Consider the following 19522-nt stretch of genomic DNA (forward strand, 5'->3'; position numbering starts at 1 on the left):
GAAGGCAAAGTATTCCCGCCTCACCCTGCCCTCTCCAAAGGAGAGGGTTTAAGAGAGCGAAGTCAAAGCCCCTCTCCTTTGGAGAGGGGTTTGGGGTGAGGCAAATAAATCAAATTGAGTTAATAAATTAACCAGGAAATTTATGAGAAAGCGCACATTTATTATAAATAGCATAGCAATCCTGCTGCTATTTATTTCATGCCAAAAAAGCAATACGGTTAATGTAAACACGAAACAGCAGCTACCATCTGCCCCACCGTCTGATGGGCCAAGAGCTATCCTGAGAGGTTATCTTGAAAATGTAACTACTGCCGATGGTAAGGTTTATGCAGCTAAAGACAATACCGGCAAAACTATGGATTGCCTTAAAATAATAGCAAACCCTTCGGGCGGCTATATTGGCGTATACCATACCATGATAGCCGATACGTTTAAAACAAATGTGGCGTCCTCAACAGACCTGCTTCACTGGACATGGATCCGTGAACTTGCAGGAAGTGTTACCGGCGGTGCCTCACAACCTACCATTGCGGCTACCTCCACAGGTGGTTTTGTTATGGTGTGGGAACAGGAGCCAAACAATCATCTTAAATTCAGCTATTTTAACAGCTGGGCCGACCTGAAAAACGGGGCAGTTGCCAAAACATACGAAGCGCCGCATACGCTTTCAACCTGTGCAGAAGGCACACCCAATATCTATTCGGCAAGCAGTACCTCGGTTGATGTTGGCTTTCATTACTGGAGCAATTGTGATGTTGACCGCCAGGCACGCGGTACCACCAACTGGACCTCCTGGAGCGCAGGCGCACAACCACAAATTGATAATGCCATTTTATACTGGGGCGTTAAAGGCAACATTGGCGACCGCGACGGCTACCTGAATTTCCAAACCTATAATTTTGGAGTAATTGAAGGCCAGGGCACCAAGGGCGATTTTGGAGCCTGGCGATGCTACCTGTATGATTACCAAACCGGCAATGCCGATAAATTAAATATCCATACCGATGGCGGCAGCGCTGCATTTGCAAATCCAACCATCACCTTGTTAACGGTTGGCGGTCAGCCGGCAATAGTTATGACCCAATTTATTCCATCGCAAGGTTCAGCAAGCGGCGAAGCCGGGGAGCTGATCTATTACAAAAAAATTTAATCCTTTAACATACAACCCAGGCCCTCTTATTAAGAACACAGTACTACATGAAAAAAGTTACTTTATTAGCTGCATTACTTTTTCCTCTTTCCATATTCGCGCAATCAGCCGGCAACGTTACTGATCCGGTTGATCTAATCAATCCGTTGATGGGAACCGCTTCAAAACCAGCCCTTTCAAACGGTAATACTTACCCGGCGATAGCGCTGCCATGGGGTATGAACTTCTGGACACCGCAAACCGGTAAAATGGGTAATGGCTGGCAATATACTTATGAGGCCGATAAGATCCTGGGCTTTAAACAAACACATCAGCCATCACCGTGGATGAATGATTACGGCATGTTCTCTATCTTCCCCGAAACCGGCAAACTGATACTTGACGAAGGTAAACGCGCCAGCTGGTTCTCGCATAAAGCGGAGACAGCAAAACCCTATTATTACAGTGTTTATTTAGCCGATTATGATGTTACTACCGAAATTACACCAACGGAGCGGGCTGCCAGCTTCAGGTTTACTTTCCCTGAAAGCGATAGCTCACATATCCTGATCGATGCGTTTGATAAAGGATCATATGTAAAGATCATCCCCGGCGAGCGAAAGATTGTTGGCTACAGCACCAAAAACAGCGGGGCGGTACCCGCTAACTTTAAAAACTATTTTGTTATTTATATAGATAAGGATTTTGAGCTGGCATCGGCCTGGCATGATAAGCAAACCGATGGCGGCAAGCTGGAATATACCGGTGACCATGCCGGCGCGGTTATCAGCTTTAAAACAAAAAAGGGCGAGCAGGTTCACCTGAGGGTTGCTTCATCATTTGTAAGCATTGAACAGGCTGACCTTAATTTAAAGCGTGAGCTTGCAAATGACAACTTTGCGACAACCGAACAAAAAGCAAAAGCCACCTGGAACAAAACACTGAGCCGTTTAAGTGTTGAAGGCGGCACTATTGATCAAACCCGTACTTTTTACTCCTGCCTTTACCGCATGCTCTTCTTCCCCAATAAAATGTATGAAGTTGATGCTAAAGGGCAAAACATTCATTACAGTCCGTTTAATGGTAAGGTTATGCCAGGCTACCTTTTTGCAGGCACTGGCTTTTGGGATACCTTCAGGGCATTGTACCCCTTTCTTAACCTGGTTTATCCATCTATAAATAAAGAAATGCAGGAAGGCCTGGTGAATGATTATAAAGAAGGCGGCTGGCTACCCGAGTGGTCGAGCCCGGGTTATGCCGATTGTATGATAGGCAATAATTCAGCATCGGTAGTTGCCGAGGCTTATTTAAAAGGGATGCGCGGTTATGATATTAAAACACTGTACGAGGCCTTAAAACACGGCGCCAATAATGAAGGGCCAAATGCAGCCGGCAGGAGGGGTGTACAATATTATAATACACTGGGTTATGTTCCCTATGATGTGAAGATCAACGAAAACGCTGCCCGCACCCTGGAGTATGCTTATGACGACTTTGCCATTTACCAGCTTGGCAAGGCCTTAGACCGCCCCGCTGCAGAACTTGAAGTGTATAAAAAACGCAGCCAAAACTACCGAAACCTGTATGATAAGCAAACCGGTTTAATGCGTGGCAAAAACAAGGATGGCTCTTTTGAAACCCCGTTCAATCCTTTTAAATGGGGCGATGCCTTTACCGAAGGAAACAGCTGGCATTACAGCTGGGGCGTTTTCCACGATATCCAGGGCCTGATAAACCTGATGGGCGGCAAACAACAATTTGTAGCCAAACTGGATTCGGTATTTATTCTGCCTCCTGTTTTTGACGACAGCTATTATGGAACGGTGATCCACGAGATTCGCGAGATGCAGATAGCCGATATGGGCCAGTATGCGCATGGCAATCAGCCTATTCAGCACATGATCTACCTGTACAATTTTGCCGGTGAGCCATGGAAAACCCAATACTGGGCGCGCGAAACCATGAACAGGATGTATAAAGCCACCCCCGATGGTTATTGTGGTGATGAAGATAACGGGCAAACATCTGCCTGGTATGTATTTTCGGCAATGGGCTTTTACCCGGTTACCCCGGCCAGCGACCAGTATGTATTAGGCGCACCACTGTTTAAAAAGCTGACTATCAATTTAGAGAATGGTAAAACCATCATCATTAACGCTGCCAAAAACAGCGCCGAAAATAAGTATGTAAACAGCCTGCAGGTTAATGGCAAACCTTATCAATTTAACTGGCTAAGTCACAAAGCATTGCTTGAAGGGGCTGATCTTAATTTTGAGATGCGGGCCACGCCAAATAAACAAAGGGGGATTGATAAGGGTGATGTACCTTATTCAATGTCGAACGAAAAATAAAGGTTAATCACAATTATTAACAAAAACTTGTCATTGCGAGGTACGAAGCAATTGCATACTATACAGAGCGAGCAGAAAAGTGTTGAATCTGCAAAGCGTAACTACATAGTTCGCGATTGCTTCGTACCTCGCAATGACAGGATTTTACAAAGGGAGGGTAAACCAAAATGTTGCCCCCTCGCCTATTTTACTATCAACACCAATGGTTCCGTCATGCCGTTTAATGATCTCAGAGCAGATATAAAGGCCTAATCCCATCCCTGAATATTGGCCACCATTATAATCTGCCCGGTAATAACGGTCGAATAAATGAGGGATCTTATCCTTCGGGATGCCTGGACCAGAATCTTTAACAGAGATCTTAACTGCATTGCCTTCCTTCTCAATAATCAAATAAATATTTTTGCCTTCCGGCGCATATTTAACGGCGTTGTTCACCAGGTTAACCACTACCTGGTCAACCCTGTCTTCATCGGCATTTACCAGCAGTGTTTCATCACCCTGTACAATCAGCTCATATTTACCAATCGCCCTTACATGGCCGCAACATTCCTTTAGCATATCTGCAATGGGAAATGAGTGTTTATTTAACCTTAACTGGCCCTCTTTCATACTGTTAACATTCAGCAATTCATCAATTAGCCGAGTTATCCTCTCCACGCTCCTGCTGGCCTGGTCCAAAAATTTGGGCAGCATGGGCGACGGGTTATTTTTCATCCTGTCCAGCAATTGCAATGATGCTCTAAGGGTGGTGATCGGGGTTTTTAGCTCGTGACTGGCAATGCTTATAAATTCATCCTTTTTTCGCAGCAGGCCCAATGTGGTTTGCTCCAGTTCCTTTTCAATTGAAACATCTAAAACGGTACCGATAAAACGGGTGGGCTTTTTATCTTTATCAAAATAAGCTTTACCTTTTGATTTTATCCATCGCAGTTTCTGATTGTTTTTACCAATAGTGCGGTACTCAAAATTAAATTCGCCACCATTTACCCCGCTCAAGGCTTTGTTTATAGCATCATTAGTGGCATCGCGGTCATCAGAATGAATAAGTTTTAAAAAAGTATCAAAATCAACCGCATCTGCGGGTTCAAGGCCAAATAGTTCCTTGTTCCGGTTATCCCATATTAGCTCTTTGGTTTGCAGGTTATAATCCCATGCGCCTATCCCGGCAGATTCAATAGCAAAATGAAGTCTTTCCTTACTTTCAGCCAGTAAACGTTCCGCTTCGGCAAGCCCTTCTTCCACTTTTCGTTTGTCGGTTATATCATGTATGGCCAGCAGGGTCAATTTTTCATGGGTATAGGTATCAAATTGCCTTGCGGTTAATTGCATTATCCTGCGGCCAATGGTTTTAAAAACATGGTCTACTTCAAAGGCTTTAAAAAAACCCTGTTCCGGTAATATATCTTCTAACTGATGCCGCAATGCAGGGATGTTCCATTGTTTATTGCCCAGGTCATATACAAATTTGCCCTCAGTATCCTCTTCATTTACCCTGAACATATTGTAAAATCCATCCGTTGCGCGTAACACTATAAGCTCTTTATCCAAAATAACCAATGGGTCATGAATGGTATTAAAGATCTCCTCGGTATACCTCCGGGAATTATTCAGCTGATCATTCCTGTCAAGCAGCTCATTATTTACAATAGTGATTTCTTCGTTAGTGCTTTGCAACTCCTCAGTTGAGGTTTCCAGTTCTTCGTTCAGGCTGCGCAGCTCCTCGCTGCCGGATAGCAGCTCTTCATTGGCGCTTTGCAGTTCTTCATTGGCAGCTTCCTGTACTTCGGTAATAGCCCGCATATCTTCGCGGGTTTGGCTCAGCTCTTTTTCCAGCTGATCAATCCGCTGCACCCATGCATTTACATTTTCCTGCGGATGCAGGGACGATGCCCCATTTTCAGCTAAAAATGAAGTTCCCGAAAGAATGCTGTTTTGGAAAAGTATTAAATAATAAGCCTCTTCATTGTCTGACAATTGCACTACCTCAATATTAACATACTGCTGCTGCCCCCCATCTACCTTAAATGAAATGCCCTCTTTACGAACCGCATCCTGCCTGGTCTTAGCCATGTGCAATAAGTTCCTGATCTCGAATGAAAGGCCTTCACGGGCCATTTTCAACACGTTGAAGCTTGGTTTGCCCGGCGACACTGCGAGCCAGGCATCTGTTTTACCGCGAAATTGAATAATATCAAACGCCTGGTTAACCATAACACCTGCAGGTGTATATTTTGATAGTAATAAGGCGTCGGCAATTTTATTGATATCCCTTTCCCCGCCATTGTCAGCGTTTACCTGATCTATATCCTTCAATGTTTGCTCGCTCCTTTCAGATGTTACATTCCTAAATTTTCCATGCGGGCCTTTCGACTGGTAGATCTTCTGATTCTTATCAACAGGTAAGAACAGGTCAGTGCTTGACCCTATTGTTTCTGATTTACCCATCAGTAAATAACCTCTTTCATTTAGTGCATAATGAAAAGTGTTTAATGCTCTTTTTTGAAGTACAGGCTCCAGGTATATCATAACATTGCGGCAGCTCACCAAATCTATTTTTGAAAAAGGAGGGTCCTTCAGCAAATTATGATGTGCAAACACACACATATCTCTTATTGATTTATTTACCTGGTAGCTACCATCCACCTTGTTAAAAAATTGCTGTACCTGGAACGAGGAAAGCCCGTCAAGCTCCGTTTGGCGGTAAATGCCTGTCCTTGCCCTCGAAATGGCCTGTTCAGATACATCCGTAGCAAAGATTTGGATTTTGCGGGCCGATACTTTATCTCCTAAATACTCCTGCAGGCAAATAGCCATTGAATAGGCCTCTTCACCCGTAGCACAACCAGCCACCCAGATCCGGAGTGGTTCAGTCGCGGTTTTGTGAAGCAAAAGTACGGGAAATATAGAGGTGCATAACAATTCAAAGCTTTTCGGATCCCTGAAAAAGTCAGTGACCGATATCAGCATGTCATTATACAGGGCATCCTGCTCGCCTTTATTTTCGCGTAAAAAGGTTAAATATTCTTTAGGCTCCTCAAATTTATTAAGAGCCATGCGGCGTACCATCCGCCGTTTAATAGTGCTTTGTTTGTAGTTGGTAAAATCAACCCCACGCCTGATCCGCAATACGGTAAGCAGCTGCCTGAAAACTTCTTCATCCTGTTCGGGCTCATTTTGTTTGATCTCTGATTGCGTGTAGTTTGTACGAAATGGCCGGTTAATGGAGATCAGCTTTTCGATGATCTGACCGGCAGGCAAAACAAAATCAACAGCTCCCGACCTGATAGCGCTTTTGGGCATGCTGTCAAAAATAGCCGAATCCTCACTTTGAGCAAACGTTAATCCTCCGTGTGATTTAATTACCTGCAGGCCAAGCGTACCGTCATTTAAAGCACCTGACAATACCACACCAACAGCAAAGCTTTGATGAACAACGGCCAGTGACGAAAAGAAAACATCAATAGTTTTAACTTTTTTATTTTTTAACGGGTCCAGTTTAAGCACCCCATCTGTAGCGGTAAGGATATTACCTGGAGGGATAACATAGATATGATCGGGTTCTAAATGTATATTATTTTCTATTAAACTAATCGGAATTTTAGTGGATTTTTGAAAGATCTCAGGCAAATAACTATCATATTCCGGGTGCAGGTGCTGGACAAATACATAAGCCATGCCTGATTTTTCAGGTATCGATTTCAAAAAAAGCTTAAATGCCTCTATGCCCCCCGCTGATGCTCCAATCCCGACCACAGGAAATTGTTTTTCTAAATTGACATTATCGGGAAAGACGGAACCATGTAATGACATATTGGAGAATTTGCAGACGTAAGGATAAGATTAGCTCTCTGAACAAGCTAAAGGTATAACAATTTAAATAAGGATTGACCATGTGAAATAAATGTACACCTCACACTCATAACAACGCATTATTATTCAAACTGTTTCAAGATTACTAATAAACATTTTGGTGGCAAATAATCCGGGTGGCGGAACATATTCACCAGGGCCGGTGACCTATTTGGCGCCTGATCGGTACAGGGGGTATCCCGTTTTTAATATTTATTTTTCTTGTCAAATAACAAGTAATCAAAACTCCATTTACCTGCGCCATAAAAAATGAAACTTGCAAAAAGTAGCAGGAATAAAAAAGGCAACTGGTCGCTACCCCAAATCTCACCTTTTCCCATCAAAAAAGTAATTACAGCCATGTTTATGACCAGGGCAATTGAAGCTAATCTTGTGCATAATCCAATGATCAATAAACCCCCGCCAATTAGTTCAGTGGCTTTACCCAGATAGGCCATAAAAACCGGGGTCGGCAAATGAATGTCTGTAAGCCATGCTACATTTCCCTTCATTTTATCATGGTTAAAGATCTCTAGTCCATATTTGGCTATAATAATGCCTATGATGATCCTTATCAGGATCATCCAATTTTTTAGAATGGCGTTTGAGGACAGCAGTTGTTTAAGCATAAAATAAGTTTTTAATAATATAACTTAGGCCTAAGCTAATACTGCCAGTTTGTAAAAGCGTAAGAACAACTGTAAATTGAAGTGTAAATTTTTTTAATCGTTAATTTATTAAAATCTTTTCCGCTTGTTTAGTGATCTTTCGGCGGTTTTGTGAGAATGTCCAATATGGTTACGCTCTTAACATTTGCTAGTGATCAATGCCAAAGGCCGACCGCAAAAAAATCCAACAAAAAAACACCCCCTCACCGTTTCCGATGAGAGGGATTTCCAACTTTACTTAATTAACCAATCTATTATCTTAATTTACATCCCACCACAAGCGTTTGCCGGGGCTGTCATCGCCGCCAAACTCTTTGGCCACAGCGGCATCAACCTGGGCTTTTGATGCATTGGTAAACGTTGCCGAATACGGCATCCGTTTTACAAAATCGCCATTTGCTACTTTGCCCTGGCTATCATTCTTTGTTATAGGGTATTGTTGCGGGTACCCTGTTCTTCTAAATTCGGCCCAGCCTTCATAACCTTCGGGGTATATAGCTATCCATTTTTGTGTAATAATGCGTTCCAGCTTCCTGGCCATAGGTTCACCATCATTCCATTTAACGGTGATGTTTGAAAGCGGTGGCGCATTGTTAGCCGCATTTTTAGGATCAACATAAGCAGCAGGAGTTGAGGTAGCATCTGCAAGATAAGCATCTACCCCACCCGCTCCATATTCATTGAACGATGCTTTAACACCATCTTCATAAAAGCTCTGAGCCGAACCTCCGCCCATATTCCAGCCCCTAAGCACTCCCTCAGAACGCAGAAAGAAACTTTCGGCCACACTCATAATTTTTAGCGGTGCACCAAATGATGTTGCAAGTTTTGAAAAGTTGCTATAGGTACCTGTAGTAAGCTGGATACCTGTTCTTATCCCTTCAACCTGGCCGTTAAGGGCAGGATCATCAGCAGGTAAAGCCATTTTAGCAAGCCTTGGGTCTTTTAAACCACCTAATATTGAACCAACGGGCGCGCCTAAACGCATATCGCCCCATGATGTCACGATCTCATCAATAGGATTTTCGCCGGATACATTCATAAAGAACCCGCCATCGGCAGCTTCCAAAACGCCATACTTATTGCTTACTGCCGATTCCGCTTCTGTTTTTGATTTAATAGGGTTGATATTTGAGATCCGGATAGCCAAACGCAATTTCAGTGTGTTGGCGGTCCTTATCCACTTGGCATAATCTCCGCCAAACTTGCTGTTATCAAACGGTTTGAAACGAAGTTGATCAGCATCCGGTTCCTTATCTTCAACAGCTGATAAAAGGACGATCGCCTGGTCAAGGTCGGCAAAAAATGCATTATATGCTTCCTGCACTGTATCAAACGGAACATCGGCAGTTGTCCCGATCTTGCTGTAGGGGATAGGACCAAATGTATCTGCAGCCCTGCTGGCGCCAAATACTTTACAAATTAAGGCTATGCCGTACAGATCGGGATATTTTGTATCAAATTTCTTTAATTTCCACTGCAGCCAGGTGTTCAGTATATTTTGCTGTGGAACATCCCAGCAATAATCAACCCAATCGCTCACAAAGCTGTAGGTAAAATTGTTCACGTTACCCAAAAAAACCGAAGGGGTAGTGGTATATCCTGCATATTCATCCTGCCCCAGATCCTGCTGGCCCTGGTAAATATAATTTACCGGCGATTCGATATTTGTCATCATGCCGGGCAGTAATATGCTTGCTTCTTTACCGTCAATGCTCAGCAGTGGCTGCGGTAACAGTTTTAAATCCTGGTTAAGGCCGTTCATATCCTTCCTGCAAGAGGTAGTAAAGGATAGCAGGGCGATCACACTAAGCGTGATCGTACTTTTTATATTTTTTAATTTTTTCATCGTTATAATAATTAATATTAAAGTGAAGTTCTTACACTAAACCCAAAAGAACGGGTAGCAGGCACACCAAAGCCATCAATACCCATGGTATTGGTTGATGTGGAAATAGCCTGCTCCGGATCATAAGGCGCTTTCTTATAAAAGAAGAACAGGTTATGACCGGTTAAAGAAATATTTAAATTTTTGAAGGTTTTACCAATAAGCGGGAAGGTATATCCCAGGGCCAGTTCCCTTAAACGGATGTTTGTAGCGCTGTATGTGTACTCCGGCACTGCTGCACCGTCCGCGCCGCCTGATATGGCTGTGTAATAAGCCTGCGCATCAATTTTCTTACCATTAACCACCACTCCGCCTGCATTACGCGCATCTGCTGTACGCTGCGAAATTCCTTTATAGTCAAGCCAGGTATTAGTCATTGAAAACGTCTGTCCGCCAAAACGGCTGTCAACCAAAAACGAAAGGTTAATGTTTTTGTAACGGAAACTGTTATTAAAACCGGCTAAAAATTTAGGATTCGGATTACCTACATATCGAGGATCGTCTGCAGGTGTTAAAACCGGCACTCCATTGTTATCAACTTTTATCGATCCATCAGGGTTTTTATCTATAATTCTGCCATAATAATCGCCGAAAGCGCTGTACTTGCCATCTTTCGGTTTGGATAACCAGGTGGCAACCAAACGTGTATTATCCTGGCTCGAAATTACATAATGGTCTGCGGTATATAGCGGACTTAAGGCCCTCACCTGGTTTACATTATGCGAAAAGTTTAAAGCAGGTGTCCATTTTAAATCGCCAAAGCTCGCATTGTAGCCAATGGTTCCTTCAAAACCAAAGTTCCTGATCTCGCCCCCATTCAATATAAAGTTTTGAGCACCCGAACCTGATGGTGCCTGGATAGTGATGATCTGATCGCTTGAACGCGCGTCATAATATGCCAGGTCAACGTTCAGCTTATTAAACAAGGTAAATTGCGCACCAAACTCCAGCGTTTTTGTACGTTCAGGTTTTACCTCCGCTATTTTATCTCCTGAAAAATAGGGTAGCTGGCCTATTGCATTTGTGCCTACTATCGGTTGAAGGTTGTTAAGCGAATAAGGAGGAAAACTATTATTAGCCCCCTGACCAGGTGCTGTACCAACATTAGCATACGTTGCCCTTAACTTAGCGTATGACAATATATTAGATGTACCAATTGTATTTGTTAACACATATGATAAACCTATCGATGGATAAAAAAATGAATTAGGTGTGGTGTACGCCCATTCGTTACGCCCGGTAGCATTCAGGTACAGAGTTTCTTTATATCCAATAGTGGCAGTAGCCAACACAGATTGTGTGATGCCTTTATATTCATGCTCATCTGTGCCCAGTGGGTGGGTCTGATCATAGTTATTGGCCGAGAAATAATTGGCTAAGCTCAATCCATAATTGTTGGTGCTTTGCAGATTGGTACTATAGTCAAAGCTCCTGTCGTCTGTTGCACCTAAAGTAGCTTCAAGCGAAAAATCCCGGCCAACCTTGGTATCAACAGAAAGCAACAGATCTGAATATAAATGTGTGCCATAACCCTGGCCCGTGTAATATGATCCGTTAATGCTTTGCTGTGCACTTTGCGCAACCGGGTCAGTAGTGGCATAATTTTCGGCCTGGTTCCGGTAGTTATATGAATCCAAAGTTGTACGTGCCTGTAGATTAATCCAGCTGGCAAAATTATATTTTGCTTTAAATGATGAGATATAGCGGCTTGAAGAACGCTCATTCAAATTCCTGTAAGCTATCCAGTACGGGTTTTGATTTGAGCTGAATTCATTTTTTTCATAAGGCCAGTTTTGTGCATAAATGCCGCGGGTGGCGTCGTACTTTTCAAAATGATTTTTATCGTAGTTGCTAAAATTATCATCCGTAGGGAACTGGTATAAACCAAACATCGGGCTAAAGGTTAAGCCGGCCTTTGGTGGATTTTCCTGTTTCTGATAGATATAGTTAACAGAACCATCGAGCGTTAGCTTATCATTTAAAAACTTTCCTGATCCTCTTAAAGTGAAATTGTGCTTTAACAGAGAATTGTTGGGAACAATACCTGTTGCTTTGGTGTTTGCATATGATGCATAAAACAAAGCCTTTTCGTTGCCGCCTGAAAGCGATACGCCATTGATGTAAGTTTTACCTGTGTTAAAAAAATTCTTAACAAAAGCATTGCTTGCACCGCTTGATTTAGCCCCCCACATGTCATCCGCGCCGGGAGTGGTACGGCCGTATGTTGTTTGCGGCGATGGCAAACCGGTAGGCGTATCAAAACTGGTGGATGAATTGAAATCAACCTTTGTAGCACCCGCTTTACCTTTTTTGGTTACAATAAGCAAAGCGCCGTTTGCTGCCGCGCTGCCATATAGCGCTGCTGCACTGGCACCTTTTAATACCTGGATACTTTCAATATCATCAGGGTTAAGGTTTGAGAGCGGGTCGATACCTGCCCCATCACCAAGGCCGGCCATTGTGCCGCCTGCGCCCTGGCCAATAGGGATCCCGTCAATTACATAAATAGGGGCGCTGTTACCGCCTATTGATTTGGCGCCTCTCAATTCAATTCTTGATGCACTGCCGGGGCCACTGGTACCTTTGGTAATTACCAAACCAGCAGCTTTACCGGCCAGTGAATTTACAAAGTTTGGGTCCTTTGCTTTTTCAAGCTCGGCGCCGCCAACATTCTGCGTTGCATACGTTAATGATTTGGTTTTTTGTTCAATACCCAGCGCTGTTACCGTTACGGTTTCCAGTATGTGCTGATCGGTTTGCAAAACAATGTTGATCACCGCCTTGTTTGCCTTTACGGTTTGGGTAGCAAACCCGATAAAGCTAAACACCAATGATGAGCCTGCCGGCGCACTAATGGAATAATTTCCGTCAACACTGGTTGAGGTACCGCCGGTGGTTCCGGATACCTTAACGTTTACCCCCGGCAGGGGCAGGTTGTGATCATCTGTCACAGTACCCTTTACAGTTACATTTTGTGCAGCGGCATACATAAAGCAGCCCAGCAGAAATGCAACTAACATGTAGAGTTTTTTCATAAAAATAAGTTTTTTTAAGTGAGTATTAGGATGTTAGTTTCCCCGAACTTACAATGAAATATTTACGATCGTATGACTTTTAGAGGCTGGTAGAGGTAATGTAGTGGCTTACCAATTATAGCGGATAAACTGTATTTTATGTTCCAATTTGTACAACTCCTGAACGGTAAATAATTGAGATAAGGCAAAATTTGATAGCTACACTACAATACCACTACTTTAAGTTGTAAAAGGGCCATAAATAAAAAGTTTCATATATACTTGTCACAAGTGGCAACGCTTAGGCATCATATGATATATTGAACCGACAATGAAAAAACACTTAATAAGCCTGACCCTTTATCTATTTTTTATTTGCAGCATTCATTCCGCTATTGCGCAAACAACTCAAAAGCCAAGGTTTAAAGCTATAGCCATTGCAGAAATTGGCGGTGGGCACGCTTTATTTGATGTAGCCGCAAAAGTTTGGTTAAATAAACTGGCTGCCGATAGCAATTTCACTATAGATTACATCAGCGATACAAAATCAATAAACAAAGATTTCCTGAAACAATACCAGCTTTTTATCCAGCTTGATTATCCACCCTATCCATGGGAAAAAGATGCGCAGGATGCTTTTGAAGATTATATCAAAAATGGCCGTGGCGGATGGATAGGTTTTCATCACCCTACTTTATTAGGCGTGTTTGATGGTTACCCAATGTGGCAATGGTATTCGGGCTTTATGGGCGATATTGAGTTTAAGCGGCATATTCCCGGCGGCACAGCAGCCAAACTTACTGTTGAAGATTCCGCTAATCCTGTTATGAAAGGAATTCCTGTATCCTTCACTACAAAAGACGAATGGTATATCTATAATAAAAGTCCGCGCGAAAATGTACATGTGCTGGCAAGCATTGATGAAACCAGCTACAACCCTCCAAAAGATGTTAAAATGGGCGATCATCCCGTTATATGGACCAATGAACATGTAAAGGCAAAAAACATTTACATCGCCATGGGCCATTTCCCCGAGCTTTTTGATGACGGCAACTATACCACTTTAGTGCGTAACGCAATATTTTGGGCGATTAGAAAGAATCAAGAGGTCAAGATTCAAGATAAAGTCAGAGAGTAACAATTAGGATGTCACAACGAGAAATAAACTCAAGAAAATCTGACAAACGGAGGGCATGAGGCCCACACATTGATATGAAATTTATCCAGGTATCACCTAAGTACGTTTACTTCCTGATTCTTGCCCTCTTGAATCTTGACTCTTTCTTGACTCCCTTCCCCCTCCCTACATTACCACTACAAGATTTACTAAAACATAGCTAAAAATCGCCAATAATGGCCCTACAAGCTTTTCCAAATCAAATTTCTCGCTGTTTATATAAAATCTTCATTAATTTACGGTACTAATTATTTAACCGGAATGTTAATTAAGAAAAATGCTTTATTAATTATTGTATTCCTTGCTTTAACCTGCCCGGTTATTGCGCAGCCAACTATTGGGATCCCGGCTATTAAAAATTATACTCATGCCGATTATGATGCGGCTACAGAAATTTGGGATATTAACCAGGACAAAAACGGTATTCTTTACTTCGCCAATAACGACGGGTTATTATCTTTCGACGGAAGCCATTGGAAAATTTACCAAATGCCCAACAAGGCTGCCATTAAATCATTAGCGATTGATGCATCCGGAAAGATCTATTGCGGTGGGCAGGATGAGATCGGTTATTTTTTCCCTGACAGGGATGGTATCCTGAAATTTCATTCATTAAAAAACCTACTGCCCCAAAAAGCCCGGCAATTTGCGGATATATGGAATGTTGTCCTTTTTAATAACGAGGTGTTCTTTCGTACTATCGAGTGCATTTTTGAACTAAAAGATAATGAGATAAAAACATTTGATGCACCCGGGGGCTGGCGCATGCTGTCAAAGGCAGGCCCGCAATTGTATGCAGACGATAAAGACTCGGGTTTCATGATCTTCAGAGGTAACCAATGGCAACACTGCTGCGGCACATTGCCAACAGCCAGCTTGCAGGTAACCGGAATAATTGAATACAAGGAAGATACACTGCTTGTTACTACATTAAAAAAGGGACTGTTTTTATTAACAGGCTCATCCCTTATCAAAAAAAGCACGGCAATTGATAATATTTTAAATAACGACCTGGTTGCCTGCACAAAAAAGATAGGAGATGACAGGTATGCCATAGCCAGTGCTGCAAAAGGCCTTTTTATAATTGATGGAAAGGGAAACCTGGTTGAGCGCATTTCAAACAACGAAGGCCTGCAAAATAACAACATCCATGCGGTGCTGATTGATCATGATAAAAACCTATGGCTTGGCCTCGAAGACGGGCTCGATTTTATAAACTATAACACATCGGTTAAGCATATTTATCCGGAGAAAGAAAACCAGTTAAAAAGCAATGCCGCAATTGTATTTGATAAAAAACTGTTTATCGGCACATCAAATGGCTTGTACAGCATTCCGCTTGATGAGCAGCAAAATGACATCAGCAAATGCAAAGGAACTTTTACCGAGGTTGACAACACCAGGGGCCAGGTATGGAGCTTTAGCGAAATAGATCACAACCTTATTATAGGGCACCAGGATGGCGTTATGCTATTGCGTAACAACCATACAGAATCAATATATACCGGGCAGGGGGCCTGGATGTTTAAACCAATCCCCAACTCGCACGATATTATTACCAGCACCTATACAGGCTTACAGCTTTTGCAGACCGCTAATGGCAATTTCACTAATGCCGGAAAAATTTCAGGGATCTACGAGTCCCTGTCAACCATTGCCAGGGATAATAACAACATTATATGGGCATCACATCCATACAGGGGCATCTATAAGATCCAGCTTTCGCCCGATAGAAAAAAGATTGCTATCTATACGCAGTATACTGAAAAAAGCGGACTCCCTTCCATTCTGAACAACCATGTATATTCCATAAAAAATAAAATTATTGCCGGTACTGAAAAGGGCATTTTTGAGTACAGCGCTGTTAATAACAAATTTATCCGCTCTGCTTATTTCAATCCTATTTTTGGCGATGCCGTTATTGAGTACCTTACGGAAGACAAGGGCGGCAACATCTGGTTTATCAGCAATCAGCGGGTTGGTGTTATTGATTTTACAAAGCCATCGGCAAATAAACCATATAATGTTATCTATTTCCCCGAACTGGCCGGTCAAATGGTGAAGGGATCGGGGTTTATATATCCTTATGATGCGGAAAATATATTTGTAGGCTCAACCAATGGGGTATTCCATTTAAACTACCGGCAGTATGTTTCTACTGAAAGCAAGCTAAATGTATTGTTAACCACGGTTAAAACAATTGCCGAAAAGGACAGTCTTATTTTTGGTGGTTATTTTATGAAAAACAACCGGATAATCGATGTTCAACACACCAAACATATCCCCACTGTAACCAATCACTGGAACTCATTCCACTTTGAATATTCATCAACCTTATTTGCTCAAAAAAGCAATGAGGAGTTTACTTATAAGTTGATTGGGTTTGATAAAGACTGGTCAAATTGGTCGGTAAAAACCGAGAAGGATTATACAAATTTGCCATATGGTACTTATACATTCTCGGTAAAAGCGCGTAACAACCTGGGTAATGCGTCTGCCCCGGTAAACTACACATTTAAAGTTGAGCCTGCATCCTATCAAACCCCCTGGGCATATTTCTTTTATGTTTTGATAATAACCTGCGCCATTTTCGCAGCGGCAAGAGCGCAGCACAAAAAATTCAAAGCGCATCAAAAAAGACACGAGGATGAGCAAAAAAGACTTCAATACTTACACAGCCTTGAGCTCGACAGGAACGAAAAAGAGATCATCGCCCTTAAGAATGATAACCTTGAAACAGAAATAAATTATAAAAACAAAGAGCTGGCCACGCTAACCATGCACCTTGTTGATAGAGGCCGTTTGCTGCTGAACATTAAGGATGAGCTAATGGCATTAACAAAGAAGCTAAGCATTCCTGATCCGGTTTACCAATTCAGGAGTGTATTTAAGTTATTGAGCGATACCGATAAAAACGACGATGACTGGAACCATTTTGCCATCTACTTTGACCAGGTACATAATAACTTCCTGAGCACTATGAAAACCAAATTCCCGGGCCTTAGCTCAACCGATTTAAAACTTTGTGCCTATTTAAGGCTTAACCTCACATCAAAAGAAATAGCACAACTGCTTAATATCTCTCTTAAGGGTGTTGAGATCAGCAGGTACCGCGTACGTAAAAAGCTAAACCTTTCAACAGATGTGCATCTGTATGATTTTTTGATAGATATAACTAATTAAGCTATTTTATAATCCTGGCTAAGTTGGTTGCTATCATCCCCAAATTGCTTTAATTCCCCTCTCCTGCTCCAAAAATAAATTGCGGCAATAAAACAGATAACCGGGAGCACAGCGCCAAACTCATCAATAAAATATTTGGTGTGTCCGGTATCTTTTGTAAGCGGCGTGAAAAAATTCTGGATAAACAGGTTGTGGCTTGCATGCAGTATGGCCCCTGTCCATAAGCTGCCTGACTTTAGCCGGAACCAGGTAAAAACAAAGCTGATGCTTACCACCATAACTGTAAAACAGGTAAGCCCGTACCAGGCGGGAGTGCCGCTGTTATAATCGGCAAAAATAAGGATCGGGAAATGCCAAAAGGCCCATATAAAGCCTACAATTAATGAGGTTTTGGTATAGTTGGCGTTTTTATACAGTTCTGGCACCAAAAATCCGCGCCAGCCAATTTCCTCGCCAAGGCCGGTCGACAGGCTTCCAGCCATTCCTATTATCCCTGTAAAAACAAAATAAAGCAATATGACCAGTCCATTTGGCAAATGATCCCACCCGAATGATTTTGCTATTTGCGTAACGGCTTCTGTATTATAAAAGCTACCCCAGCCGGTTATCCAGATTACTAAATAGGCCACAAGGCTGTAAATCAAAGGCACCAAATAGGCCCATAACATATAATGTGGGTTATTCCACCCGCCCCAGCCAAGGGCTGCAATTTTTCGTTTTAGTATTTTACTGGTTATAAAAGCCGACATGGCGGGTGCCCACATTAATCCGGTAACATAAAGGCCATATCCGCTGCCAAGTTTACCCGTATGGATCACCAAAAAATAATAAATGGAACTTATGCCAAATGTTATCAATAAAAATAAAGCAATGGCTTTACGGTTTTGGCTTACAGGTTGTTCCATATAGGGTAAAGGTTTTTATGATAATGAATATTACAATAAATGTAAATAAAATCAATCAACAAAAAAGATAACCGAATTTTATTTACTGCACCGTTACCGCGTCATCAACCAATTTTTTCAGTTCAAAATAACGTTCGTTCCGGCCTGTATTTTTTATATAGAAGGTCATTAAAAAGGCCGCGTATTTTTTATTGTTATTTACCCACGGAAAACTGCCGAATAACCCCGGACTGCTAACTGTATTATCGCCCATTGTCCATTCGCCGTATCCATAGCCCAAACCTTTTGCCTCTGCTGGCGCAAAAGCAATTTTCACATCAGGCGTAATGCGGTTAACCTGCATTTGGGCTATGCTGTTTTCGCCCAGGATCCTTTTGTTATTGAACACGCCTTTGTTCATTATCATTACTAAAAAATTAAGATAATCTTCAGGTGTGCTTATGGCCCCACCTGCGGGCAAAGCAACTTTGCCTTTCCCAAAATCGGTGTTCTTCATGTTTAGCGGACCAGTAATTCTTTCGGCAAATAATGTTTCAAAGCTTTTGCCGCTAATCTTTTCTAAAACTGCCCCGGCAATTTGCAGGCCTACATTGCTGTAATGAAATGTTTTGCCAAGTTCACCCTCCATCGGCATTTTTGCTATATTTTCAATTGCATCATCCATGCTGTTTTCCGCTTTCATCTCTTTCAGGCTTTCTTCCAGCTTTGGCGCTTCAATCCCTGTTAAGTGCGAAAGGCATTGGCTAATGGTAATGTTTCCTTTGCCATGCTGCGACAATACCGGCAAATATTTGCCAACGGTATCGGTAAGCTTTAATTTACCTTCATCAACAAAGGTCATAATCAGTGCTGCGCTATACCATTTACTGCAACTTGCTACAGGCAAACGGGTTGATGATGTATAATCATCCACGTCAGCAGTTTTCCCCTGCTTTTTTGCGAAATACCTGTTGGCTATCTTTTGCCGCATGTTCATTTCATTTACCGAATGCGTATATATGACTTGCCCATTTTTATAGATCATTAAAATAGAGCGCCCACCCATTTCGCGGGTGTTTTCCGCAAGCCAGGCATCTGCTTTTTTAAAATCATATTGCGCCCTTGCCTTCCCGAAGCAGATCAGGAGTAAAGCAGTAAAGAATATTTTTGATAGGTTCATTGTTATTGAAATTATAAACTAAACTTACCTAAAATACTGATTAAATGGTTAAAAGATCAGGGTAAAATAGTTAAAGTAAGGGTTAAGCTATCAATACAACGAGGGAGGGGGGAATGATGTAAGATTAATTAAAATATGTCATTGCGAGCGTAGCGCGGCAACCGCACGCTGTGCACAACCGCTAATGCAAGTTCTA

10 protein-coding genes are annotated in these 19522 nt (G+C 42.3%); 4 read left to right on the forward strand and 6 right to left on the reverse strand.

All coding sequences use genetic code 11. From position 1 onward, the window contains the following. Positions 1-142 precede the first annotated feature (142 nt). Positions 143-1150, forward strand: coding sequence for a hypothetical protein (locus tag BUE31_RS29630; protein WP_200802008.1), 1008 nt, complete (start codon positions 143-145; stop codon positions 1148-1150). A 47-nt stretch (positions 1151-1197) separates the two neighbouring features. Further along, a complete protein-coding gene (locus BUE31_RS29635; protein ID WP_073407550.1) occupies positions 1198-3480 on the forward strand; it encodes a GH92 family glycosyl hydrolase in 2283 nt (760 codons plus the stop codon). Between the two features lie 144 nt (positions 3481-3624). On the opposite strand, the gene BUE31_RS29640 is transcribed toward BUE31_RS29635, so the two are convergent. From BUE31_RS29640 to BUE31_RS29655, 4 genes are all read right to left on the reverse strand, one after another. Next, the gene (locus BUE31_RS29640; RefSeq protein ID WP_073407551.1) at positions 3625-7293 is read right to left on the reverse strand and encodes a CheR family methyltransferase; all 3669 of its coding nucleotides are present in this window, start codon (positions 7291-7293) and stop codon (positions 3625-3627) included. Positions 7294-7538: 245 nt separating this feature from the next. After that, entirely contained in the window at positions 7539-7961 is a 423-nt protein-coding gene (locus BUE31_RS29645; protein WP_073407552.1) for a DoxX family protein, read from the reverse strand. Between the two features lie 298 nt (positions 7962-8259). Beyond that, complete coding sequence (locus BUE31_RS29650; protein WP_073407553.1) at positions 8260-9849, reverse strand: SusD/RagB family nutrient-binding outer membrane lipoprotein; 1590 nt, start codon at positions 9847-9849, stop codon at positions 8260-8262. A gap of 17 nt (positions 9850-9866) precedes the next feature. After that, complete coding sequence (locus BUE31_RS29655) at positions 9867-12923, reverse strand: SusC/RagA family TonB-linked outer membrane protein (protein ID WP_073407554.1); 3057 nt, start codon at positions 12921-12923, stop codon at positions 9867-9869. Positions 12924-13233: 310 nt separating this feature from the next. Here BUE31_RS29655 and BUE31_RS29660 point away from each other — a divergent pair, with 310 nt between their 5' ends. Together BUE31_RS29660 and BUE31_RS29665 are read left to right on the forward strand one after the other, a co-directional pair. Then, a complete protein-coding gene (locus tag BUE31_RS29660; protein WP_073407555.1) occupies positions 13234-14040 on the forward strand; it encodes a ThuA domain-containing protein in 807 nt (268 codons plus the stop codon). A gap of 300 nt (positions 14041-14340) precedes the next feature. After that, positions 14341-17262: a triple tyrosine motif-containing protein gene (locus tag BUE31_RS29665; protein ID WP_073407556.1), complete on the forward strand. Its 2922-nt coding sequence runs from the start codon at positions 14341-14343 to the stop codon at positions 17260-17262. On the opposite strand, the gene BUE31_RS29670 is transcribed toward BUE31_RS29665, so the two are convergent. Both BUE31_RS29670 and BUE31_RS29675 read right to left on the reverse strand, forming a co-directional pair. After that, positions 17259-18167 carry a CPBP family intramembrane glutamic endopeptidase gene (locus BUE31_RS29670; protein ID WP_073407557.1) on the reverse strand — a complete coding sequence of 303 codons (909 nt, stop codon included), beginning with the start codon at positions 18165-18167 and terminating at the stop codon, positions 17259-17261. The genes BUE31_RS29665 and BUE31_RS29670 overlap by 4 nt on opposite strands. Positions 18168-18249: 82 nt before the next feature. Beyond that, on the reverse strand, positions 18250-19326 hold the full coding sequence (locus tag BUE31_RS29675; protein WP_073407558.1) for a serine hydrolase domain-containing protein: 1077 nt from the start codon (positions 19324-19326) through the stop codon (positions 18250-18252). Between the last annotated feature and the right edge of the window lie 196 nt (positions 19327-19522).

This window comes from Mucilaginibacter sp. OK098, assembly GCF_900142915.1.
Classification (GTDB): domain Bacteria; phylum Bacteroidota; class Bacteroidia; order Sphingobacteriales; family Sphingobacteriaceae; genus Mucilaginibacter.